Below are 21,361 nucleotides of genomic sequence, written 5' to 3'. Positions count from 1 at the left end.
TGATATCAGTCCCTTACGCCAACATCTTGATAGGATCTTCGATCAGCGGCTTGAAGGCGCTGATGAACTTGGCTCCGATCGAGCCGTCGACCACACGGTGGTCGCAGGTCAGGGTCACCGACATGACGGTGGCCACGGCCAATTGACCATTTCGGACGACAGCCCGCTGCTCGCCGGCGCCAACCGACATGATGCAGCCCTGCGGCTCGTTCAGGATCGAGGTAAAGGTCTTGATACCGAACATGCCCAGGTTGGACACGGAGAAGGTGCCGCCCTGGAATTCTTCGGGCTTCAGCTTGCGATCGCGCGCCCGTTGCGCCAGGTCCTTCATCTCCTTGGAGATTTCGGCCAGCGACTTGGTTTCCGCCTTGCGTACGATCGGGGTGATCAGACCGCCATCGATGGCGACGGCAACGGCGATATCGGCATTGTGATGCATCGCGATGCCTTCGGGCGTGTACGAGGCATTGGCTTCAGGCACTTGTTTAAGTGCCAGGGCTACGGCCTTGATAATCATATCATTGACCGACACCTTGATGCCGCGCGACTCCAGCGCCGTATTGATCTTGCCACGCGCCGCCAGCAGGGCGTCGAGCTCGATATCGACGGTGAGCGGGAAGTGCGGGATGTCGCGGAAGGATTCGGTCATGCGGCGGGCGATGACCTTGCGCATGCCGTCCAGCGGAACCAGGTCGTAGGAACCGGCGGGAATACCCATCTGCTCCAGACTCTGGACCTTGCGCGGTTCGGCGGTCGACGCAGCGGCGGCGGCCGGCGCCTTGGCACTGCCCTTTTGCGCCTCGTCGATGTCGCGCTTGATGATCCGGCCATGGGGGCCGGAGCCTGTGATGCCCTTCAGATCCAGCCCGGCCATGGTCGCCATGCGACGCGCCAGCGGCGAAGCGGCGATACGCGAACCACCCGAAACGGCTGGCGCCGCAGCGGGAGCAGAAACTGCGGGCTTGGGCGCTTCAGCCGCTTTCGGGGCTTCTGCGGCCGGTGCAGCCTTGGGTGCCGGTGCCGGAGCAGACGCGCCACCGGCCAGGCGAGCGATCGGGGTATTGACCTTCACGCCTTCGGTGCCGGCGTCGATCAGGATCGCTTCGATCACACCTTCGTCGACGGCTTCCACTTCCATGGTCGCCTTGTCGGTTTCGATTTCGGCTATGACCTGGCCGGCGGAGATTTCATCCCCGACCTTGACGTGCCACTTGGCCAGTATGCCCTCTTCCATCGTCGGAGACAGGGCCGGCATCAGAATATCAGTCATGCGGTTGGCTCCTTAGCGATAGGTCACGGCCTTGACGGCCTTGACGATCTTTTCGACCGACGGGACCACCATGGCTTCAAGGTTGGCGGCGTAGGGCATCGGCACGTCTTCCTGGTGCACGCGCAGCGGCGGGGCGTCCAGGTCGTCGAAGGCCTCGGCTACGACGCGCGCGGCGACTTCGGCGCCGATACCGCACGGCCCCCAGCCCTCTTCGACAGTGACCAGACGGTTGGTCTTGCGGACCGAAGCGAGGATGGTGTCGGTATCCAGCGGACGCAGGGTGCGCAGATTGATGACTTCGACATCAATGCCTTCGGCCGCCAGTTGTTCGGCGGCCTTCAGGGCGAAACCGACCATGCGCGAGTGCGCCGTGATTGTGACATCCTTGCCTGTGCGCTGTATCTTGGCCTTGCCGATTGGCAGCACAAAATCCTCGACATCGGGGATTTCGAACTCGTTGCCATACATCATCTCGTGCTCGAGGAAGACGACCGGGTTCGGATCGCGAATGGCGGCCTTGAGCAGGCCCTTGGCATCGGCAGCGTCGTACGGCGCCAGGACCTTCAGGCCCGGCACGTTGGCGTACCAGGCGCTGTAGTCCTGCGAGTGCTGGGCGGCGACGCGGGCGGCGGCACCGTTCGGACCGCGGAAGACGATCGATGACTTGATCTGACCGCCAGACATGTACAGCGTCTTGGCCGAAGAATTGATAATGTGGTCAATGGCTTGCATGGCGAAGTTAAACGTCATGAACTCGATAATCGGCTTGAGGCCGGCCATGGCAGCGCCCGAACCGATACCCGCAAAGCCCATTTCGGTGATCGGGGTGTCGATGACGCGCCGCTCACCGAACTCTTCCAGCAGGCCGCGCGAAACCTTGTAGGCCCCCTGATACTGAGCCACTTCTTCACCCATCAGGAAGACGGTGTCGTCGCGGCGCATTTCCTCGGCCATGGCATCGCGCAGGGCGTCGCGGACCGTGATCTTGATCATCGTCGTGCCTTCGGGGAATTCCGGGTCCCTTACCTCAGCCTTTGACGCGACCGGGGCGGCCGTTGGTTCCGCCGCAGCTACAGGAGCCGCCTCAGGCGCAGCCCTGGTGGGCGCCGGCGAGGCCGCCGCACCGCCTTCCAGCCGTGCGATCGGCGTATTGACCTTGACGCCTTCAGTGCCGGCCTCGACCAGGATAGCCTCGACCTTGCCTTCGTCGACGGCTTCCACTTCCATGGTCGCCTTGTCCGTCTCAATTTCCGCGATCACCTGGCCGGCGGAAATATCATCGCCAACCTTGACCAGCCACTTGCTGAGCGTGCCTTCCTCCATTGTCGGAGACAGGGCGGGCATAAGTATGTCTGTCATTTATCGTACCACCTGAGCCGACCTTTTCCGGCCGGATTTCCTTTGAAGATTGAAAACGTTACGGGCCCCTCTTGGTGCCTGGCGCCCGCCTCACGCTTAGGCCTCGGTATAGATATCGGTAAAGAGCTCCGATGGATCGGGTTCCGGCGACGTCTGGGCGAATTCGACCGCTTCCAAGACAATGGCCTTCACGTCATTGTCGATGGCTTTGATCTCGTCTTCGGCGACACCGGCCTGCTGCAGCATGGTTTTGATGTGGTCAATCGGGTCGCGCGTTGTCTTGACCTCGTCGACCTCCTCCTTGCTGCGATACTTGGCCGGATCGGACATGGAGTGACCGCGGTAACGATAGGTCTTCATTTCCAGAATGTAAGGGCCTTTGCCCGAGCGTGCATGTTCGGCGGCGCGTTCAGCCGCATCCTTGACGGCGAAGACATCCATGCCATCGACGGTTTCACCCGGGATTCCGAACGAGGCGCCGCGTTGCGACAGGTTGATGGTGGCCGAGGCGCGGGCCAACGAAGTGCCCATCGCGTATTCATTGTTCTCAATCACGTATACAACCGGAAGCTTCCACAGCTGGGCCATGTTGAAGCTTTCGTAAACCTGGCCCTGATTGGCGGCACCATCACCGAAGTAGGTAAAGGAGACATTGCCGTTCTGGCGGTAATGGTCCGAAAAGGCCAGACCCGTACCGAGCGACACCTGTGCCCCCACGATACCGTGGCCGCCGTAGAAGCCTGTGGCGATATCGAACATGTGCATCGACCCACCCTTGCCTTTGGACGAACCACCGGCACGGCCAGTCAATTCGGCCATCACAGCCTTGGGGTCCATGCCGGCGGCCAGCATATGGCCGTGGTCGCGATAGCCTGTGATGACCTGGTCGCCGTCCTTCGAAGCCGCTTCCATGCCAACGGCGACGGCTTCCTGGCCGATATAGAGATGGCAAAAACCGCCGATCAGGCCCATGCCGTACAGTTGGCCTGCGCGTTCTTCGAAGCGGCGGATCAGTACCATTTCACGGTAATATTTCAGCAGCTCGTCTTTGGAGACATTGCTCAGCTTTTTATCGCTGTCGCTGGCTTTGGCGGTTCGCGCCATGGACACCTCCCTCACAAGGTTCGGCCAAAAAATGTTCGGCCTTTAAATTCAGGTCGATAGGCGCCACACCGGTCCAGGGGCGCGCATCGAAGGCACTCTCCTTTAGGAGGGGAATGCCCTCGCGTAAAGGGCTAATGACGGCTCAGGAAACGACGTTTTCGCGCAATGGGCGACGAATGATATAGGCTTTAGGCTCGGACAGGCCCAAAAGCACACGGGCGCGCTCTTCAAGAAGATCGCGCGACAGATTGTCGGTACGCAAGTATTTTGCTCGGGCCTCCAAGTCGGAACGCTCGGCTTTCAATTGGGCCAGCTGCTCGGTCTTGGCCTTCATTTCCGAATCTCTGGCTTCCTGCGAGAAAAATCCCTTGTCGCCCGTCAAATACTGGACGCATACATAGGTCAGAACAAGAGCTATCAGTGCAGTGGGCAAGTATGGCCTCAATCGGAATAACAAAACTTACGCCCTTTCTGGACCGATACGCGACACTTCGCTTCCGTTTTCGGCGATCGCGGTTAACAAACGGTTACTGATCATGTCGCTGAAGGCGCAAGAATTTATCGTAGCGATCACACCGTTTTTAACAATATTGTCAAAACGTGAACCGTAAAAACTTCCGGGGTGTGGGGTCCGTGACCCCACGTTACCTTTTTCCAATAAAAAAGCCCGCGCCGAGGGGCGGGGCTTTCTTGTTGGAAAAGGTAAGGAGGTGGGGCCGCAGGCCCCACACCCCAAATTTTAACAGCGGATCACCGACACACCCGCATACACCGCCTCATCATCCAGAAGCGATTCGATACGCAGCAATTGATTGTACTTGGCGGTCCGGTCCGAACGGGCCAGCGAGCCCGTTTTGATCTGCCCGCAGTTCATGGCCACCGACAGGTCGGCGATCGTCGAATCCTCGGTCTCGCCAGAGCGGTGCGACATGACGCTGGTGTAGCCGGCGCGGTGGGCCATATCCACGGCGTCCATGGTTTCCGACAGGGTGCCGATCTGGTTGACCTTCACCAGGATCGAATTGCCCATGCCCTCGACAATGCCCGTTTCCAGACGGTCCGGGTTGGTGACGAACAAGTCGTCGCCAACCAGTTGAATGCGGTCGCCCAGGCGCTCGGTCAGGGCCTTCCAACCATCGTAGTCGTCCTCGGCCATACCGTCTTCGATCGAGCAGATCGGGAAAGCATCGACCAGCTTTTCAAGATAGTCGACCATCTGGTCGGCAATCAAAACCTTCTTTTCGCCGGCCAGATTGTACTTATTGTCCTTGAAGAACTCGGTCGAGGCCACGTCCATGGCCAGCCAGAAGTCTGAACCAGCCTTGTAACCGGCCTGCTCGCCGGCCTTCATGATGAAGGCCAGGGCTTCTTCCGACGACTGCAGATTCGGGGCAAAGCCGCCCTCGTCGCCGACATTGGTGTTGTGACCGGCTTGCTTCAACGCCTTCTTCAAGGCGTGGAAGATCTCGGCGCCCATACGCAGGGCTTCCGAGAAGTCCGGAGCACCGGCCGGAACGATCATAAATTCCTGGATGTCGATGGGATTGTCGGCGTGGGCGCCGCCATTGATGATGTTCATCAGCGGCACCGGCAGGACGCGGGCGCTCAGACCGCCAACATACTTATAAAGCGGCAGGTTGGTGGCGGCTGCGGCGGCGCGAGCGGTGGCCAGCGACACACCCAGGATGGCATTGGCGCCCAGTCGCGCCTTGTTCGGCGTGCCGTCCAGGTTGATCAGGGTCTGGTCGAGGCGGCGTTGATCCAGCGCTTCAAAACCCGAGATGGCTTCGAAAATCTCGCCATTGACGGCGTCGACGGCCTGACGGACGCCCTTGCCGCCGTAACGCGACATATCGCCATCGCGCTTTTCAACCGCTTCATGGGCGCCGGTCGAGGCACCTGACGGCACGGCAGCGCGGCCGAACGAACCGTCGTCCAGGGTGACATCGACTTCGACGGTGGGATTGCCGCGGGAATCGAGGATTTCGCGGGCTGTGATATCGATGATTTCGGGCATGGGGGGAATCCTGCGTTATGAGACGGTCAAAGTTCGCGCCCTGTTAGCAAGGGACGCCGCCAGAGGCAAGCACGATGCGGGATCGGCTAATCGGCGAACCTGATCGTGATACGAACGTGCCTCCCCACGGCCGCCCGATCGGTTTTCGCCATATCGACCTTATAATAGCCTTCAGCGAGAGCTTGCACGAACTTCCCAATGTGCACGTACCAGGGGTCGATTTCAGGGCTCTTGCACTTCAAGTCGCCTTGGCGGGTTCGAATCCGGCACTCCAAATGCACCTCTCCGACGAAGTCGTCCTCCGTGCGAGAGGGATAATGTGCATTGAATTCATCCAATGTCGGCAAACGCGACCACTTCACATCCGTCAAAAATTCAGTGGCAAAACACGGCGATGCGAAACCTAAAGCCAGCGCGAAAAATAGCAGAAAACGTTGCACAAAATCCGCCCATTGCGCAGAAAAGGAATAGCCCAAAAACTCGTCCATACAAAGACGTCGACAGTTTCTCTCGGCTGCTCGAAGACATATTCCAGCTCTTGGTGCTACAGCCCTTCCCTCGCGGCATCCCCTCACTTAACCGCGCGCCTCAAGGCCAAACCAATGCGCCGCCTCGATGTCGCCGCTGGCGTTGGCGCAATCATAACGGCGCGCCCCGCATTGAACCCTTACGCAGTTTTCAGTCAGCCTGATCCAACAGCCACAGGAGGTTATAATGCCAGAGAACGAAATCCTGAGAGACGGTAATCGCGTCAGCCACAAGGTCAAGGGGCTGGGCACCGTGAACGCCAATCCCGCCGGCGAGGACAAGATCGTCCCGGAAACAGAAACCGCCAGGGTCAACGCCGGTACGGTCTATGTCACCTGGGACGACGACCGCTTCCCGGTGGCAGCGGTACCCCGAGAAGACCTGGAAAAGCTGCCCGAGGCTGCCGCGGCGATCTCCACCGGCCTTTGACCGCTCAATGAAAAAAACGCGGGTCTGGCGACCCGCGTTTGAATTTTCGGCACCTTGAGAACGGATTAGTCCTTCTTCGGCGTGATCACCTGACGGCCCTTGTACATGCCGGTCTTCAGGTCGACATGGTGGGGACGGCGCAGTTCGCCGGTGTCCTTGTCTTCAGTGTAGGGATTGGGACCCAAGGCGTCATGCGAACGGCGCATGTTGCGGCGCGAGGGCGAGGTTTTCCGCTTGGGGACGGCCATGGAACTCTCTCTCTAGAAATGGCCGAAAGCGCAGGCCTTCAGGCTCGGAAAAGGGGGATGACGCACGTGACATGAGTCAGAAGGCGCGCCTTATGCCTTATGTTGCCTGGGTGATCAAGGGGTAAAAGCGGAAATATCCGCACGCCCCGGTTTCAGGGCAGCAATCCGCGACCGCATGGCTTCGGCAACCATCGGATCATAGACGCGCGGCGACTTGTGGCGGCGACCATCGGTCGTGGTAATGGTCACCCAGTGAGCCGATTTGCGGCCGTGTTCGTCGTGGTTAAAGGATTCGACGGCGATATCGGCAATCTCATCGGCCTCCAGAACGTCTTCACGGGCCCAGTGGGTCAGGCTCATCGTTCGGACGTGAATCCCGTCGGGCGCGATACGCCAGGTCTTCATGTGGCCGATCACCGCCCAGACCAGGATCAGGATCCCGAGTGGCAGGCAGATCAGGCAGGTCAGCACGAAGCCGAAAAGTGACGCCTTCCGGGCCACGACCAGCGGCCAGTCATGATACACGGTTGCCACTGCCACAGCAAGCAACAGAAGGCCGATCAGGAAGAAGACGGTGCGCGCCGCAAGTCCGAGATTGTCCTTAAAAACCATGCCCTGTCCCTTCAGAGCGCAATCCGATAAAGTGGACGCCACCGTACGGGCGCTCCCGTTTTCGGAAAAATTGCGCTACAAAACAAAAACTTATAGCGGGATTTTGACTCTATCAATACACATCCCGCTCTAGCCACAAGCACTGTGAGGTCAATCCGACGCGTTGACAAGGCCTAGTCTTCAATCTGGGCCGAGGCTTCGATCTCAACCAGCCATTCCGGATTGATCAGGGCGCTGGTGCCGATAAAGCTCGAGGCCGGGCGGATGTCGCCGAAGATCTCACCGTGGGCCTTGGCAGCCTCCTTCCAGCGCGAGATGTCGGTCAGGAATATCCGCGTTCGGACGATGTCCGTCGGCTTGCCCCCGGCCTGTTCCACGGCCTTCAGGATGATATCAAGGCAGGTTTTGGTTTGCTCGTAAAGGTCGTCGATGCCGGCCGTCTTGCCGTCGCGTATCGGCGCCGTGCCCGACACCTCGATACGGTTGCCGGTGCGCACGGCGCGGGAAAAGCCGATTTCACCTTCGAACGGAGAGCCGGAGGAAACGAGTTGACGGGTCATGGGAAGCAGTCCTTCTGGAAGATCAGCGTGCCTATGCCGCCACTGCGCCGCCGGATCAAGCCATTCTTTGGCTTAAACCAGGCGGCTGCGGACCATGGCGGCGGCGATGAAGCTCTTGAACAAGGGGTGCGGTGCAAAGGGGCGCGACTTCAGTTCCGGGTGGTACTGGACGCCGATAAACCACGGGTGATCCTCGCGCTCTACGATCTCAGGCAACAACCCGTCCGGCGACATGCCGCTGAACTTAAGGCCGCAAGCTTCCAGACGCGGAATATAGTCGCGGTTGACTTCGTAACGGTGGCGGTGGCGCTCGTGAATGATCGTTTCGCCATAGATTTCAGAGACTAATGATTCATTCTTTAAAGTAGCCTCATAAGCACCTAAACGCATGGTGCCGCCCAGATTTCCACCGGCAGCGCGCTTGGTCAGTTCGTTGCCGCTCAGCCATTCGGTCATCAGCCCGACCACGGGTTCGGACGTATGACCGAACTCGGTCGACGAAGCGTCCTTGATACCCGCCTGGTTGCGCGCTGCTTCAATACAGGCCATCTGCATGCCGAAACAGATACCGAAATAGGGCACGTCGTTTTCGCGGGCAAAACGTGCTGCCTCAATCTTGCCCAGGGCGCCGCGTTCCCCGAAGCCACCGGGAACCAGAATGGCGTGGACGTTCTCCAGTCGCTCGATCACCGCGTCCGGCGCGGCCTCGAAGGTTTCCGACTCAACCCAGTCGATCTTGACGCGGACATTGTTGGCCATACCACCATGATAAAGCGCTTCAATCAACGACTTATAAGCGTCTTTTAAGACGGTGTACTTACCAACAATGGCGATCGAAACCTCACCGTCCGGATGCTGATAGCGCTTGGTGATGTCCTGCCAGGACGACAGGTCGGGCTCACCTTCGGGTTCCATGCCGAAGACGCTCAGGACCTCGGTATCGAAACCCTGACGATGATAGTCGAGCGGGACAGCGTAGATGTTTTCGCTGTCCAGTGCCTGGATGACCGCCGTTTCGCGGACGTTGCAGAAGAGGCCGATCTTGCGGCGTTCTTCCGCCGGGATTTCCTGCTCACAGCGGCACAGCAGTATATCGGGCTGGATACCGATCGAGCGCAGTTCCTTGACCGAGTGCTGGGTTGGCTTGGTCTTCATCTCCCCGGCGGTTTTGACAAAGGGAAGCAGGGTCAGATGGATAAAGCAGCACTGGCGGCGCGGCAATTCCTGTCCCAGTTGACGGATCGCTTCGAAGAACGGCAGGCCTTCGATGTCGCCGACCGTGCCGCCAATCTCGACGAGGATGAAGTCAGCATCGCCCTGATCGGACAGGACGAAAGCCTTGATCTCGTTAGTGACATGCGGCACCACTTGAACTGTGGCCCCTAAGTAGTCGCCGCGGCGCTCTTTTTCGATGATGTTGGAATAGATTCGGCCGGTGGTGATATTGTCGGACTTGCGCGCATTAACGCCAGTAAAGCGCTCGTAATGGCCAAGATCGAGATCAGTCTCGGCCCCGTCGTCCGTGACAAAGACCTCGCCGTGCTGGTAGGGGCTCATCGTACCTGGGTCGACGTTCAGATACGGATCGAGCTTGCGCAGACGAACCTTGAAGCCGCGCGCCTGAAGCAGCGCCCCCAGCGCCGCAGATGCCAATCCCTTGCCGAGCGAGGACACCACCCCGCCAGTGATGAAAACAAACCGGGCCGCCATGTCCAATTACCCATCAAAGAAGGACCCACGGGTCTTGGCAACCCGTGGGCCTGAAACCTGAACTCTAGAGCGATTCGCCGTTACTGAGCGGGCGAAGTTGTCGAAGACGTCGCCGGTGCCGAAGCGCTGGGTGCGGCCGGTACAGCGGCGGGGCGGCTGGACGATGACGTGCTGGCCGCCGGCTGCACTGTCGGAGCCTTGGACGATACAGCGGACGAAGACACAGACGAAGCCGGTGCCGGCGCAGCCGTACCCAGCGGGAGGTCCGCCAGGGACGGTGCCGACGACGCCGGCGCAGCAGCGGGAGGCGGTGCTTGCTGCGGCTGGGTCACTGGTGCGGTTGCCGGCAGTTTGGACACGTCCACGTTTTCAAGAGCCGAACGCCTCTGGGCCTGGGAATCGAGGTTGCCAACGATCGTCATGGCAATGGCGCAGGCAAAGAACAGGAAGCCCAGGATCGACGTCGCGCGCGTCAGGAGGTTGCCAGCGCCGCGCGCCGACATGAAGCCCGACGGGCTGCCGCCAACACCGAGAGCGCCGCCCTCCGACCGCTGGATCAGGACCAGGCCGCCCAGGGCCAGGCAGACGATGATTTGGATGGTAAGGAGGATGCCGAATAACATGTCAGGGTTTTGAACCGTAAAGGAAAGTCGCCGGGCCTTAGCATTGTCACAGCCGGTTGGCCATAGCCCAATGCAGGTGAGACGTCAGAAATATGACGTGGACAGCCAATTACAAGACCCGACCCGGCAACTTCGGGCTTTAATCCCCTGCAGCCATGATGGGCGCGAACTCTTCGACGGTAAGAGAGGCCCCGCCAACCAGGGCCCCGCCGACACCGGACAGTTTCAAAACGTGGGCGGCGTTCGACGGCTTGACCGAGCCCCCATAGAGGATATTGGGCGCAGCATTAGGAAAGCGTTCACTCAGCCAGGTCCGCACGAGCCCAATGGCTTCGCAAATCTGGGCATCCGAAGCAATCAGACCCGTGCCGATTGCCCAAACCGGCTCATATGAGACATGAAAGGCGTTTCCTGCGAGGTCGTCCGGCAGGCTGTCCCGAAGTTGCCTGGTAAGGACTTCGGCGGTCTTGTTGGCCTTGCGCTGGTCCAGGGTTTCGCCGATGCAGATGATCGGGGTCAATCCGGCACGCAGTGCGGCCTTCACCTTGCGCGCAACAAGTTCGCATGGTTCGAGATGGCCATGGCGGCGTTCAGAATGGCCGAGAATGACCATGGTGGCTCCGGCATCCCTGAGCTGGGCCGCGGAAACATCACCGGTAAAGGCGCCGACATCCATATGGTGGCAGTCCTGCCCGCCCAGTTGTACGGACGAGCCCTCCAGAAGCTGACTCATAAGTGGCAAAAGCGTCGCGGGAGGAAAAATGACAATCTGGGCCCGGTGGTTGCTGGCAATTTCGGCAATAGCTTTGGCGACCGGAAGTGCGGCTTTGACGCCGTTCATCTTCCAGTTGGCCGCGATCAGGTGGCGTTGTGGCATTAGGTTCTGTGCTGGCTGTTTTTGTGGCAGGCGCGCCGCCCCTCCCCGTCATTCGGAGTAATCGGTTGCACACCGGCGAAAACCATAGACTGACAGCTGCATTCGCGCCAAGGAAAAAGGCCGGGATTTGATCGAAACAAATAAATTCCCTTTGTAACAGCCATATTTGTGCCGTAAGAGGAGGCACATTTTGGCGCCTTGAAGCGGCGTTTCTCAGGTTGGAATTAGGGTTCATGATCAGCATCCTGCGCGAGTTTACCAAGTCCTGGATTTTCAAGGGACTCATGGTCGTTATTGCCCTCTCCTTTGTCGGAGCGGGCGGCGCCTATGTTGCGCTCGGCTCGAACAACGGCACCAACGTCGTTACCGCGGGGAAGCAAAAGGTCACGGCCCAACAGTTCAAGGTCCTCTTCGAACGGCAAAAGCGCGCTTACGAAGAGCAGGGACAGTCAGTCACGACTGAAGCCTTGGTTGAAGCCGGAATTCATACCCGACTGTTGAGCGAAATGACTGACCGCAAGGCCATTGTCGGCTGGTTGCAAAAACTCGGGGTTAAACCATCGAATAAGCTGATCCTGGCCGAGGTTTCGAAGTTTCCAGCCTTCCTAAACAGTGTCACCGGCCGTTTCGACATGGACACTTATCGGCAGCAGTTGCTGACCAATCAGATGACCGACAAGGAATTCGAAGCCGAGTTGTACGACCAGATCGCGATTAGCCAGTTTATGAGCACAGCCGCAGCTGGCCTGAAGGCCCCGCGAGTATTTACTGCGGTTGATGCTGCCTTCACCTTGCAGTCGCGCGACGCCAGCGTCTTTTTCCTGTCGCCGCAAAATGTCGCCAATCCTTCGATGCCCACCGAAGCCGAGATCGCAGCCTTTTACAAGGAGAATCAAACTCGCTTTGTACTGCCGGAACTGCGCACGGCTTCGGTCATTACCTTCTCGACGGCACAGTATACGCAAGAGATTGTCGTCAATGACGATGATCTGCGCAAGGTGTACGAAGCCCGCCGCGCAGCGCTGGCCACTCCGGAAACCCGGAGTTTCGTCCAGGTTCGCGCCCCTGACATGGCAGCGGCCAACAAGATCTCCAGCGCCTTGAAGGCTGGTCGCAGCCCGGAAGAGGCAGCCAGGGACAACAAGGGCGAAGTCATTACCTACACCTTGAAGCCACGTTCCGCAGTGTCCGATTCCAAGGTTGCCGATGCCGCCTTCAAGATGCAGACCGGCGAAGTCTCCCCCCCCGTTCAAGGTACGTTGTCCATCGCCGTTCTGAAAATGGGTGAGATCAAAATCGGATCGGCGCCGTCGTTCGAAAGCGTTCGCGAACAACTGGCTGAGGAGGTACGCCGGGAACGAGCGTCCGAAAAACTCAACAAGGCTTCCAACGATTTTTCCGACGCCCTGGCCAAGGGAGAGGATTTCGACGCGGCTGCCCGGCGCCTCGGTCTTCGCGTGGCCCAGTTGGAGCCCATGACGGCTGAAGGCCGGACCGCCAACCCCAACGCGAACTATTCGACCTATGCGCCCTTGGTTAAGGGTGTCTACGCCCTGCAGCAGGTCGGCAGCACGTCCGACGTCGAATCCCTGGGCGAAGGCGAATATTTTGCGCTCAAGCTCGTCGCCATCAAACCCGAGGGCGCTCCCCCACTGGCCCAAGTCCAGGATCAGATTGTCATGATGTGGATGACACAAAAAATGCAGGACGCGATCAATGCCAAGGCGGACGAAGCCATGGCGCGCCTGAACAAAGGCGAGTCACTGGCAGCTGTCGCCGCCAGCTATAAGACAAATGTCCGGTCAATGAAGGGCGTTACGAGGCAATCGGCCCAACAGCAGCAGATGCCGAGAGAACTGATGGGGCGGATTTTCCTGTCAAAAGCCGGCGAGACCTTTCGCGCTGAGACGCCGATCCCGACCCAGCAAGGCCAGATACCCGCTGTGGCGATTGGGCGTCTCGATGGCGTCACCCAAGGCGATTCAGCCCAGACCAACAGCATGGCCGCCATGACCCAGGCCCAGGTGGACAAGATGGTGGGCGGGGATTTGAGCGCCCTCGCCACGACCAGTGCCCGCGCGGCGATCAAGGCGCACAGCAATTCCGGTATCGCCGAACGCGCCCTGGGGATCGACCCGGCACCCGCGGCGAAGGACAAGACTTCGGCGAGCAAATCGTGACAGGGATCGGTATGACTGCCGTCGCCCAGAGTAAATTCGAATCGGGTTACGACGCCGGCCAGCCGCAAATCGTCTGGCGCAAGCTGATTGATGATCTCGAAACCCCGGTGTCGGCCTATCTCAAGCTGGGCCTTGGCAGGCCTTACAGCTTTCTGTTCGAGTCGGTCGAAGGCGGTGCCCTGTCGGGCAGGTACTCGATCCTGACGCTGAATCCCGACCTGGTGTGGCGCTGTTTTGGTGACCGCGCCGAGATTGCCCAAGGTGCGGAATATATAACCAAAACGTTATATACAATCGAGCAGGCGACAACGCTCGATAGTTTGCGCGCCCTGGTTGCCGCCAATAAAATGGCCATCCCAGAGGGTCTTCCGCCGATGGTGTCGGGCCTGTTCGGTGTCTTCGGCTACGACTTGGTACGGTTGATCGAACCCCTGGGTGAGGCCAATCCCGACCCGTTGGCCCTGCCAGATGCTGTCGTGGTTCGGCCCAGCGTCATCTGCGTGTTCGATAATGTTGCCCACGAGATATTGTTAGCGTCGCCGGTGTGGCCTGACGGCGCCCAAGCCCAGGATGCCTATAGCGCGGCCTGTGCACGACTGGATGCCATTGAGGCCGACCTTCGGGTGCCGCTGGCGGCCCAGCCGACGCCGCGTGATCACGATCAGAATCCTTTGATTTCGCCCACCTCGCCGGTCGAATTCGGCAGCATGGTGAACCAGTCGAAAGCCTATATTGCGGCCGGCGACATCTTTCAGGTGGTGCTAAGCCACCGTTTCGAGGCGCCCTATGCTTTGGATCCCTTTGCATTTTACCGCAGCCTGCGCCGGCACAACCCGTCGCCTTACCTGTTCTATCTGAACTTCGGCAATTTCCAATTGGCGGGGTCGTCGCCGGAAATTTTGGTGCGCGTGCGCGACGGCAAACTGACCATCCGCCCGATCGCTGGTACGCGTCCGCGTGGTCAAACAGTCGAGCAGGACAGGCAGTTGGAAGAGGAACTGCTGGCGGATCCGAAGGAGTTGTCAGAACACCTGATGCTGCTGGACCTGGGACGCAACGATGTCGGCCGGGTGGCCAAGCCCGCTTCGGTGAAAGTGACGGAGAAGTTCGTCATCGAGCGCTACAGCCACGTTATGCACATCGTCTCGAATGTTGAAGGCGATGCGCCGGACAATCTGGATCCGGTTGATGCGCTGCTGGCGGCCTTACCGGCCGGAACGCTATCGGGGGCTCCCAAGGTGCGGGCAATGGAGATTGTCGACGAGTTGGAAACGGTGAAGCGCGGCGTCGGTTACGGCGGTGGCGTAGGCTATATCAGCAGCGCCGGGAGCGTTGATGTCTGTATCGTATTGCGAACGGCGATGTTCAAGGACCAGATGATCTATGTCCAGGCGGGCGCCGGGGTTGTCGCTGACAGCGTGCCCAAGTTGGAGTATGAAGAGACCTGCCATAAGGCAGGAGCGCTGATCAAGGCAGCGCAGGACGCCTGGCGGTACACCTACCATAAGAACTAAAGCGCAATCCGATAAAGTGGACGCCACTGCACGGGCGCTCCCGTTTACGGAAAAATTGCGCGACAAAACAAAAACTTAGAGCGGGGTTTTGATTCCATCAAAACCCCGCTCTAGTGTTCCACTACGGCGGTCTTGGCCGACAGCTCGAAGTCCGCCTGAGGCTTTGCCTGAGCCGGGGCTTCCGTTACAGCTTGCGCCCGTTTGGCCGGTTCACTGCCGGCGACCGATGCCAGCAAGGCTCCGGATAAAGCAATCCCCGCCACCGCCACAATGGCGATCATACCGTTACGAGGCTTGGAACGCGCTGCAAGGAGGTCGAGAGCGTGGTCGAGACGAAGATCGCGGTTGGACATTGCAAACCTGGACAGTTAAAATCACACCCGGCAGTAAACCGCGAAACAGTTAATCAATCTTAACCATAAGTCGTAATCTTAAGGCTTTTAAACGTCGCCGCTTTTCCCTACATACAGAGACGTGGAGGCGCGCCATGATCCTGGTCATCGATAACTACGACAGCTTTACCTATAACCTCGTCCACTACCTGGCCGAGTTGGGTGCCGATACCAAGGTCTATCGTAACGACGCGCTCAGCGTTCAGGACGCCCTCGCCCTGGCGCCCAAGGCTATCCTCCTGTCCCCAGGCCCATGTGCTCCCGACCAGGCCGGCATCTGTCTGCCGCTGTTGCGTGCCGCCCCCGAAGACATGCCGGTCCTGGGTGTTTGCCTGGGCCATCAATCAATCGGCCAGGCCTACGGCGGAGACGTCATTCGTGCAAAGACGCTGATGCATGGGAAAACCTCACAGATCCACCACAACAATACGGGCATATTCAAAGGCTTGCCCAATCCTTTTACGGCAACACGTTATCATTCTCTTGCCGTAAAAAGGGAAACTCTGCCTGAGGACTTGATCGTCACTGCCTGGACTGAGGACGGTGAAATCATGGGCGTACAGCACAAGACGCGTCCAATTCATGGCGTCCAGTTCCACCCCGAATCGATCGCCACTGAAGGCGGCCACCAGCTCCTGGCCAACTTCCTGGAACTGGCCGGCATCGAAAGCCACAACCTCCATGTCTGACGCATTTAAGCCGCTGCTGGCCCGATTGGCGGATGGGGCTACCCTGGACGGGGACGACGCCGAAACCTTCTTTGCCGCCTGCCTGCGCGGCGAGCCCACGCCGGCTCAGGTCGCTGCCGCTGTCACAGCCATACGCGTGCGTGGTGAAACCGTTGGTGAAATCGCCGCCTGCGCCCGCGCCATGCGCCAGGCCGCCATCAAACTCGACCATCCATACGATGTGGTCGACGTCTGTGGCACCGGCGGCGATGGTCTGCATACACTCAATATCTCGACCGCCGTCGGGTTCGTCGCGGCCGGTGGCGGCTTGAAGGTCGCAAAGCACGGCAACCGCGCCATAACATCCAAGTCCGGTACGGCGGATGTCCTGGCTGCGCTGGGCGTAAACCTCGAAGCCACCCTGGAGCAACAGCGTCTGGCGCTGGACGAAGCCGGCATCTGTTTCCTGTTCGCGCAGACCCATCACGGCGCCATGCGCCATGTCTCCCCGATCCGGCAACAACTCGGATTTCGCACTATTTTCAATCTCTTGGGACCATTATCTAATCCAGCAGGTGCGAAGCGCCAAGTCGTTGGCGTGCCCCATGTCCGCTTTGTCGAGCCGATTGCCCAAGCGCTCGGTGCACTGGGCGCAACTCGCGCCTGGTCTGTGCACGGCTCCGGCCTTGATGAATTGACAACGACCGGTGAAACCGAGGTCGCGGAATGGCATAAGGGCAGTCTCCGCCTGTTTCGGATTACGCCCGAAGCCGTCGGCCTGCCCCGCGCGGCCCTCGCCGATCTGGTCGGCGGCGCACCGGAACACAATGCCGCTGCCATGCGCGCCTTGCTTGACGGTGAACAAGGCGCTTATCGCGATATCGTCCTGCTTAATGCTGCCGCCGCCTTCATGGTTGGCGACGCGGTGGAAACCCTTGAAGATGGCATCGCGCTGGCTGCCGACACGATCGACAGCGGCAAGGCCCGGCAAGCCCTGGCCAAACTGGCCGCCATTACACAGGCAGGCTCATAAATCCCTAACGCAAGACTTCAGTTCCCATCGTCCGGCGGAGCGTGATAAGCCTGCAAATTAGTAAATGGAGTTGGCATGGTCGATATTCTGGACCGCATCGCTGCCTATAAACGCGAAGACGTCGCCCAGCGGCGTTCAAAGACGACGCTCACTGAACTCGACTCGCAGGTCGAGGCAGCAGGTCCCACGCGCGGCTTTATGCGCGCCCTGATCGAGGGCAAGCCTCCGCAAAGCCTGTCTTTGATCGCTGAGATCAAAAAGGCAAGCCCATCCAAGGGACTGATTCGGGGGGATTTCGACCCGGCCTTCCTTGCCCAATGCTATCAGACCGGTGGAGCCTCGTGCCTGTCGATTCTCACCGACAACCCCAGTTTCCTGGGTCACGAATCGCACTTCCAGTCCGCACGATCGGCCGTCACCCTGCCCTGCATCCGCAAGGAGTTCCTGGTCGATACCTGGCAGGTTACCGAATCGCGTGCGTTGGGTGCCGATGCGATTCTGGTTATCATGGCCATGATCGACGATGCTTTGGCGGCGGACTTGATCGATGCCGCCCATGACTACGGTATGGACGCCCTTGTTGAGGTCCACGACGCTGATGAGATGGATCGGGCCCTTCACTTGAAATCGAAGCTAATCGGTATAAATAATCGTAATCTCAGAGATTTTAACGTTGACCTACAGACGACGGAAATCCTGGCCAACAGGGTCTCTCCTGACCATGTCCTGGTCTCGGAAAGTGGTATCTTCACACCTTTCGACGTACAAAGACTGACGGCGACCGGGGCAACGGCAATGTTAGTCGGCGAAAGCCTTATGCGGCAAGGCGATGTGACGGAAGCCACCAAAAATCTGTTGGCGCTAACTTGACATTAACCGGAACACATATAGAACATCGACCATGAGTTCATGACTTGTTCCCGACGACCGGGACAGCTGAGCCGCGGGTGTTCTGATATGCTGACGACCAAACAACGCGAACTGCTGATGTTCATTCACGAGCGGATAAAGGAAGGCGGTGTCTCCCCCTCCTTTGACGAAATGAAGGAGGCGCTTGACCTCGCCTCCAAGTCCGGGATTCACCGCTTGATCACGGCGCTGGAAGAGCGCGGCTTCATTCGCCGCCTGGCGCATCGGGCACGGGCGCTGGAGGTAATCAAACTTCCAGATCAGGCGACCACCTCGGCCCCACCGCGCGGCCGGCAGACTTTTGTGCCGCAAGTGGTCGAAAGTACGCGCCAGTTTGCCGATACGGCAAAAGCCAGCAACGACGATACCCGCGAACTTCCTTTGCTGGGCAAGATCGCCGCCGGTGTTCCGATCGAAGCCATGGGGCTGGAGCGCGACAGGTTACGCGTACCGGAATCTATGCTTGGAGCGGGTGAGCACTACATATTGGAGATCGAAGGCGATTCGATGATTCATGCCGGAATCCTCAATGGCGACTACGTCGTCATCAAGAAGACCGACACTGCCCACTCCGGCGAGATCATCGTTGCCTTGGTTGATGACGAGACGGCCACCTTGAAGCGCCTGCGCAAGAAAGGGGCTTCGATCGCCCTGGAAGCCGCTAACCCAGCCTACAAGACGCAGATATACAACGACGGCCAGGTCAAGATTCAGGGCCGGTTAGTTGGATTGATGCGCCGCTATCACTAGAGCGCAATCCGACAAAGTGTGCAGCACTTTTTGGATAAATTGCGCGACAAAACAAAAACTTAGAGCGAGATGGCGATTCTACCTAAAGCCATCCCGCTCTAGAGCGCAATCCGATAAAGTGGATGCCACCGCACGGGCGCTCCCCTTTTCGGATAAATTGCGCGAATAAAAGAGTGCGCTTCTGATGAAGTTTGACCGGCGCTCTAAAATACATCAGCTTCGGACACTGAAGACCAATAGCGATGGCCGCGAAAGGGCTGAGCAGCCTTGATAGCCCAGCCCTTATCCTGGCGCGTCAGTTCCAGCGCACCGAGACGACGGAAGTCACCAGCGCTGATGCGGTTGACGCCTGCACAGACCTGCGGCCAGTCCCCGACCGGATTTCGCATGACAATCAGGGTACTGGCGCCACAGAGTTCGGCCAGACGTTTGGCGTTGGGCGGTTTGTTGCTGAACCAGAAGCCGACCTTTACTGGATTGGAAGCTTTGGGCACGCACCCGTAACCCTGGCAGACATAGTCACGGTCGCGCGAGGCCTGGTCCAGCTTGCTCAGACCATAGTGCTGCGTCCATTGCTCGAAACCGTACTGACGCACCTTGGGCCGCAGAACATAGGCGCTAGTGTCGACACGTATCGCGGCATTGCCGCCTTGCGGGTCAATCCAGATGTCGGTCGCTTCCAGTCGCGGCCACCATACAATAGTCGAAGCCAGCAATACCCCTGCCCAACGCACCCTACCGCGGATCAGGCAGACCCACATCAAGCCGAGACAGGCCAGGACCAGCACAAAGCCTGGCGCGGATGGCCAGGTAATGACAGCGTGCGGCAGGCCGGAGGTCCAGGCGGCGATTTGAGCGATCAGCCACAATCCGCCCGCGGCTACACGCAGACATATCCAGCCAATGGGCGTCGCCGAGAGGACCGTCCCCAATGCCAGGGCCGGCATGACGACAAAGGCTGTGATCGGCGCCTCCAGGAGGTTGGACAGCAAGCTGTAAACTGAGAACCGATTGAAATAGGCAATGGCGAAGGGTGTCGTGGCCAGGGTTGCGACAAGCGAAGCGACCAGAGATAGTTTGGTGCCGTTTAACGATGCCTGGACCGCACGGACCCAAAGCGGCACGCTGATTTCGCGGATCTCGGGTCTTATGGTTTCTGCCAAGGCCAGCAGTGCGGCGGTAGCGCAGAATGACATCTGGAAACCCGGTTGAATCACGGCTTCCGGGGTCAATATGATGACGAACAAGGCCGCAATGGCCAGCGCACGCAGACTTAGCGCCCGGCGGTCGAACAGGATTGCGGCGAAGGCGACGCTGGCGACTACGGCTGCCCGCACGGCCGGCGCCGGTGCGCCTGATATCGCCAGATATGCCAGGACGCAGACAATGCTGACGGCGGCGGCGAATTTTTTGACCGGTATACGCAAGGCGAGTGCTGGTATTGCAGCCATTGCACCGCGCAGAAGGAAGAAGATGAAGCCGCCGACAACCGCCATGTGAACGCCAGAAATCGACAATATGTGCGCCAGACCTGAGTCTCTCATATGGCTGATCAGCTGTTCCGGCAGGAAGGCCTCATGGCCGGTCACGAGCGCTGCGGCAAACCCGCCTAAGGCTTCACCATCCTGAAACCCCGGTGTAATCTGGCGTACCAGGGTTTGCGTCAACTCCCATCGGGCGCGGTTAAGCTGAAGCATGAGTGCCAAGCGCAGACTCTGCGGCGCAACATCTATCCGCTCGATCTTTCCGGGGACGAAGCCCACGCCTCCGACACCCTGAAACCAGGCATGGCGGGCGAAGTCGTAGCCGCCCGGCATGGATGGTGACGGCGGTGGATTGAGCAGGGCGAAGACAGAGATCGCATCGCCCGGTTTGATATCGGCCGCCTCGATGGTGCCGGGCCGAAATGTCACGCGCAGTCGCACCGGGGTTTCGTGTGACCTCAAACCACGCACGGCAATCGGCGCCAGCAACAATCGCGGCTTGTCGGCCGAGGGCGAAATGTTGTCGACGATGAAGGCCGTCACATTGTATTGGGTTTCATAGGGGCTCAGAACCGGAGCACGGACCTGTTCCGTGCGCAGTTTCGCAATCAATGTTCCAGCTGAGAACATCACCAAAAGCAAAATTAGATTATAGAGATAGCTGGAACTGCTAAAGCGAAGTATCAGGGGTAGGGCGGCCAGCATCAGCCCGCCGGGAACGATAAGCCATGGCCAGTCCGGCTCATGCCGTAGCTCAAGATAGAAGGCTGCGCCAAACGCCAGGGCAACAGGCAGCCACAAAACGATGCGGCCGCTCTGGGCAGACACAATCGTTGACAAACCTGCCTTGAGGTCTTCCCTGTTAGGCCACGACAGGCGTCGCAAAACTACCCCCGATTGCCGAAAATGCCAAAACACTTGACCACGACCGCTCCCCCGCGGCAAGTCCAATAAAAATGCGGCAGGTTCAGCACCTTTACGACCATGAGCGTTTTCACAAAAACGTGTACGTCGCAAGCGGACCCGCTCTAAGAGTTTTTTGGAAACATCAATAGGATTGAATGGGTTATCAACACGTATCTGGTCTGCCCGGG

21 protein-coding genes are annotated in these 21,361 nt (G+C 59.2%); 7 read left to right on the top strand and 14 right to left on the bottom strand.

Annotated features, from left to right (window positions below; genetic code table 11):
- Positions 1-13: 13 nt before the first annotated feature.
- The 6 genes from ABAC402_RS30500 to ABAC402_RS30475 all read right to left on the bottom strand — a co-directional run bounded on the left by ABAC402_RS30500 (position 14) and on the right by ABAC402_RS30475 (position 6,238).
- Positions 14-1,270: a pyruvate dehydrogenase complex dihydrolipoamide acetyltransferase gene (locus ABAC402_RS30500; protein WP_023449560.1), complete on the bottom strand. Its 1,257-nt coding sequence runs from the start codon at positions 1,268-1,270 to the stop codon at positions 14-16.
- Positions 1,271-1,282: 12 nt separating this feature from the next.
- Positions 1,283-2,629 (bottom strand): pyruvate dehydrogenase complex E1 component subunit beta, encoded by a 1,347-nt coding sequence (locus tag ABAC402_RS30495; RefSeq protein ID WP_031235578.1) that lies wholly within the window; start codon positions 2,627-2,629, stop codon positions 1,283-1,285.
- A 96-nt stretch (positions 2,630-2,725) separates the two neighbouring features.
- Positions 2,726-3,733 carry a pyruvate dehydrogenase (acetyl-transferring) E1 component subunit alpha gene (gene pdhA, locus ABAC402_RS30490; RefSeq protein WP_023449558.1) on the bottom strand — a complete coding sequence of 336 codons (1,008 nt, stop codon included), beginning with the start codon at positions 3,731-3,733 and terminating at the stop codon, positions 2,726-2,728.
- A 142-nt stretch (positions 3,734-3,875) separates the two neighbouring features.
- A complete protein-coding gene (locus tag ABAC402_RS30485; RefSeq protein WP_023449557.1) occupies positions 3,876-4,166 on the bottom strand; it encodes a septum formation initiator family protein in 291 nt (96 codons plus the stop codon).
- Positions 4,167-4,472: 306 nt separating this feature from the next.
- A complete protein-coding gene (eno, locus tag ABAC402_RS30480; protein ID WP_023449556.1) occupies positions 4,473-5,750 on the bottom strand; it encodes a phosphopyruvate hydratase in 1,278 nt (425 codons plus the stop codon).
- An 86-nt stretch (positions 5,751-5,836) separates the two neighbouring features.
- A complete protein-coding gene (locus ABAC402_RS30475) occupies positions 5,837-6,238 on the bottom strand; it encodes a hypothetical protein (protein WP_023449555.1) in 402 nt (133 codons plus the stop codon).
- A gap of 226 nt (positions 6,239-6,464) precedes the next feature.
- On the opposite strand from ABAC402_RS30475, the gene ABAC402_RS30470 reads away from it, so the two are divergent.
- On the top strand, positions 6,465-6,707 hold the full coding sequence (locus ABAC402_RS30470) for a hypothetical protein (RefSeq protein ID WP_023449554.1): 243 nt from the start codon (positions 6,465-6,467) through the stop codon (positions 6,705-6,707).
- A 65-nt stretch (positions 6,708-6,772) separates the two neighbouring features.
- On the opposite strand, the gene rpmF is transcribed toward ABAC402_RS30470, so the two are convergent.
- The 6 genes from rpmF to tpiA form a co-directional block, all read right to left on the bottom strand.
- A complete protein-coding gene (gene rpmF, locus ABAC402_RS30465; RefSeq protein ID WP_023449553.1) occupies positions 6,773-6,955 on the bottom strand; it encodes a 50S ribosomal protein L32 in 183 nt (60 codons plus the stop codon).
- A gap of 114 nt (positions 6,956-7,069) precedes the next feature.
- Entirely contained in the window at positions 7,070-7,567 is a 498-nt protein-coding gene (locus ABAC402_RS30460; protein WP_023449552.1) for a hypothetical protein, read from the bottom strand.
- A 173-nt stretch (positions 7,568-7,740) separates the two neighbouring features.
- Positions 7,741-8,127, bottom strand: coding sequence for a RidA family protein (locus ABAC402_RS30455; protein WP_023449551.1), 387 nt, complete (start codon positions 8,125-8,127; stop codon positions 7,741-7,743).
- A gap of 72 nt (positions 8,128-8,199) precedes the next feature.
- The gene (locus ABAC402_RS30450) at positions 8,200-9,837 is read right to left on the bottom strand and encodes a CTP synthase (RefSeq protein ID WP_023449550.1); all 1,638 of its coding nucleotides are present in this window, start codon (positions 9,835-9,837) and stop codon (positions 8,200-8,202) included.
- 80 nt (positions 9,838-9,917) lie between these two features.
- Positions 9,918-10,460 carry a preprotein translocase subunit SecG gene (gene secG / locus ABAC402_RS30445; RefSeq protein ID WP_023449549.1) on the bottom strand — a complete coding sequence of 181 codons (543 nt, stop codon included), beginning with the start codon at positions 10,458-10,460 and terminating at the stop codon, positions 9,918-9,920.
- A gap of 139 nt (positions 10,461-10,599) precedes the next feature.
- Positions 10,600-11,337, bottom strand: coding sequence for a triose-phosphate isomerase (tpiA, locus tag ABAC402_RS30440; RefSeq protein ID WP_023449548.1), 738 nt, complete (start codon positions 11,335-11,337; stop codon positions 10,600-10,602).
- Between the two features lie 233 nt (positions 11,338-11,570).
- Between tpiA and ABAC402_RS30435 the strand changes: the two genes are divergently transcribed.
- The gene (locus ABAC402_RS30435; RefSeq protein ID WP_023449547.1) at positions 11,571-13,517 is read left to right on the top strand and encodes a peptidylprolyl isomerase; all 1,947 of its coding nucleotides are present in this window, start codon (positions 11,571-11,573) and stop codon (positions 13,515-13,517) included.
- A gap of 11 nt (positions 13,518-13,528) precedes the next feature.
- The gene (trpE, locus tag ABAC402_RS30430; RefSeq protein WP_023449546.1) at positions 13,529-15,031 is read left to right on the top strand and encodes an anthranilate synthase component I; all 1,503 of its coding nucleotides are present in this window, start codon (positions 13,529-13,531) and stop codon (positions 15,029-15,031) included.
- 110 nt (positions 15,032-15,141) lie between these two features.
- Here trpE and ABAC402_RS30425 read toward each other — a convergent pair whose 3' ends face one another.
- Positions 15,142-15,384 carry a hypothetical protein gene (locus tag ABAC402_RS30425; RefSeq protein WP_023449545.1) on the bottom strand — a complete coding sequence of 81 codons (243 nt, stop codon included), beginning with the start codon at positions 15,382-15,384 and terminating at the stop codon, positions 15,142-15,144.
- A 134-nt stretch (positions 15,385-15,518) separates the two neighbouring features.
- On the opposite strand from ABAC402_RS30425, the gene ABAC402_RS30420 reads away from it, so the two are divergent.
- The 4 genes from ABAC402_RS30420 (at position 15,519) to lexA (ending at position 18,783) form a co-directional block, all read left to right on the top strand.
- Positions 15,519-16,112, top strand: a complete 594-nt coding sequence (locus ABAC402_RS30420; RefSeq protein ID WP_023449544.1) for an aminodeoxychorismate/anthranilate synthase component II — start codon at positions 15,519-15,521, stop codon at positions 16,110-16,112.
- A complete protein-coding gene (gene trpD, locus ABAC402_RS30415) occupies positions 16,105-17,124 on the top strand; it encodes an anthranilate phosphoribosyltransferase (protein ID WP_023449543.1) in 1,020 nt (339 codons plus the stop codon). The genes ABAC402_RS30420 and trpD overlap by 8 nt, the downstream gene beginning before the upstream one ends.
- 75 nt (positions 17,125-17,199) lie before the next feature.
- On the top strand, positions 17,200-17,994 hold the full coding sequence (gene trpC, locus ABAC402_RS30410) for an indole-3-glycerol phosphate synthase TrpC (RefSeq protein ID WP_023449542.1): 795 nt from the start codon (positions 17,200-17,202) through the stop codon (positions 17,992-17,994).
- 87 nt (positions 17,995-18,081) lie between these two features.
- Positions 18,082-18,783, top strand: coding sequence for a transcriptional repressor LexA (gene lexA, locus ABAC402_RS30405; RefSeq protein ID WP_023449541.1), 702 nt, complete (start codon positions 18,082-18,084; stop codon positions 18,781-18,783).
- 203 nt (positions 18,784-18,986) lie between these two features.
- Here lexA and ABAC402_RS30400 read toward each other — a convergent pair whose 3' ends face one another.
- Positions 18,987-21,095, bottom strand: coding sequence for a ComEC/Rec2 family competence protein (locus tag ABAC402_RS30400; protein ID WP_155847371.1), 2,109 nt, complete (start codon positions 21,093-21,095; stop codon positions 18,987-18,989).
- Positions 21,096-21,361: the final 266 nt, after the last annotated feature.

Origin of the sequence: Asticcacaulis sp. AC402, from assembly GCF_000495835.1 — a bacterium.
In the GTDB taxonomy this organism is placed as follows: domain Bacteria; phylum Pseudomonadota; class Alphaproteobacteria; order Caulobacterales; family Caulobacteraceae; genus Asticcacaulis.
The sequence above is the reverse complement of the archived record's forward strand: the minus strand, read 5'-3'. Positions and strand labels throughout refer to the sequence as shown.

What these genes read in the sequence shown, in the direction of transcription:
- trpE (WP_023449546.1), top strand. Translation starts at nt 13,529, where the DNA reads ATGACTGCCGTCGCCCAGAGTAAATTCGAATCGGGTTACGACGCCGGC.
- ABAC402_RS30460 (WP_023449552.1), bottom strand. Translation starts at nt 7,567, where the DNA reads ATGGTTTTTAAGGACAATCTCGGACTTGCGGCGCGCACCGTCTTCTTC.
- pdhA (WP_023449558.1), bottom strand. Translation starts at nt 3,733, where the DNA reads ATGGCGCGAACCGCCAAAGCCAGCGACAGCGATAAAAAGCTGAGCAAT.
- ABAC402_RS30500 (WP_023449560.1), bottom strand. Translation starts at nt 1,270, where the DNA reads ATGACTGATATTCTGATGCCGGCCCTGTCTCCGACGATGGAAGAGGGC.
- tpiA (WP_023449548.1), bottom strand. Translation starts at nt 11,337, where the DNA reads ATGCCACAACGCCACCTGATCGCGGCCAACTGGAAGATGAACGGCGTC.
- ABAC402_RS30495 (WP_031235578.1), bottom strand. Translation starts at nt 2,629, where the DNA reads ATGACAGACATACTTATGCCCGCCCTGTCTCCGACAATGGAGGAAGGC.
- trpD (WP_023449543.1), top strand. Translation starts at nt 16,105, where the DNA reads ATGTCTGACGCATTTAAGCCGCTGCTGGCCCGATTGGCGGATGGGGCT.
- eno (WP_023449556.1), bottom strand. Translation starts at nt 5,750, where the DNA reads ATGCCCGAAATCATCGATATCACAGCCCGCGAAATCCTCGATTCCCGC.
- ABAC402_RS30420 (WP_023449544.1), top strand. Translation starts at nt 15,519, where the DNA reads ATGATCCTGGTCATCGATAACTACGACAGCTTTACCTATAACCTCGTC.
- lexA (WP_023449541.1), top strand. Translation starts at nt 18,082, where the DNA reads ATGCTGACGACCAAACAACGCGAACTGCTGATGTTCATTCACGAGCGG.
- ABAC402_RS30435 (WP_023449547.1), top strand. Translation starts at nt 11,571, where the DNA reads ATGATCAGCATCCTGCGCGAGTTTACCAAGTCCTGGATTTTCAAGGGA.
- trpC (WP_023449542.1), top strand. Translation starts at nt 17,200, where the DNA reads ATGGTCGATATTCTGGACCGCATCGCTGCCTATAAACGCGAAGACGTC.
- ABAC402_RS30470 (WP_023449554.1), top strand. Translation starts at nt 6,465, where the DNA reads ATGCCAGAGAACGAAATCCTGAGAGACGGTAATCGCGTCAGCCACAAG.
- ABAC402_RS30455 (WP_023449551.1), bottom strand. Translation starts at nt 8,127, where the DNA reads ATGACCCGTCAACTCGTTTCCTCCGGCTCTCCGTTCGAAGGTGAAATC.
- rpmF (WP_023449553.1), bottom strand. Translation starts at nt 6,955, where the DNA reads ATGGCCGTCCCCAAGCGGAAAACCTCGCCCTCGCGCCGCAACATGCGC.
- ABAC402_RS30450 (WP_023449550.1), bottom strand. Translation starts at nt 9,837, where the DNA reads ATGGCGGCCCGGTTTGTTTTCATCACTGGCGGGGTGGTGTCCTCGCTC.
- ABAC402_RS30425 (WP_023449545.1), bottom strand. Translation starts at nt 15,384, where the DNA reads ATGTCCAACCGCGATCTTCGTCTCGACCACGCTCTCGACCTCCTTGCA.
- secG (WP_023449549.1), bottom strand. Translation starts at nt 10,460, where the DNA reads ATGTTATTCGGCATCCTCCTTACCATCCAAATCATCGTCTGCCTGGCC.
- ABAC402_RS30475 (WP_023449555.1), bottom strand. Translation starts at nt 6,238, where the DNA reads ATGGACGAGTTTTTGGGCTATTCCTTTTCTGCGCAATGGGCGGATTTT.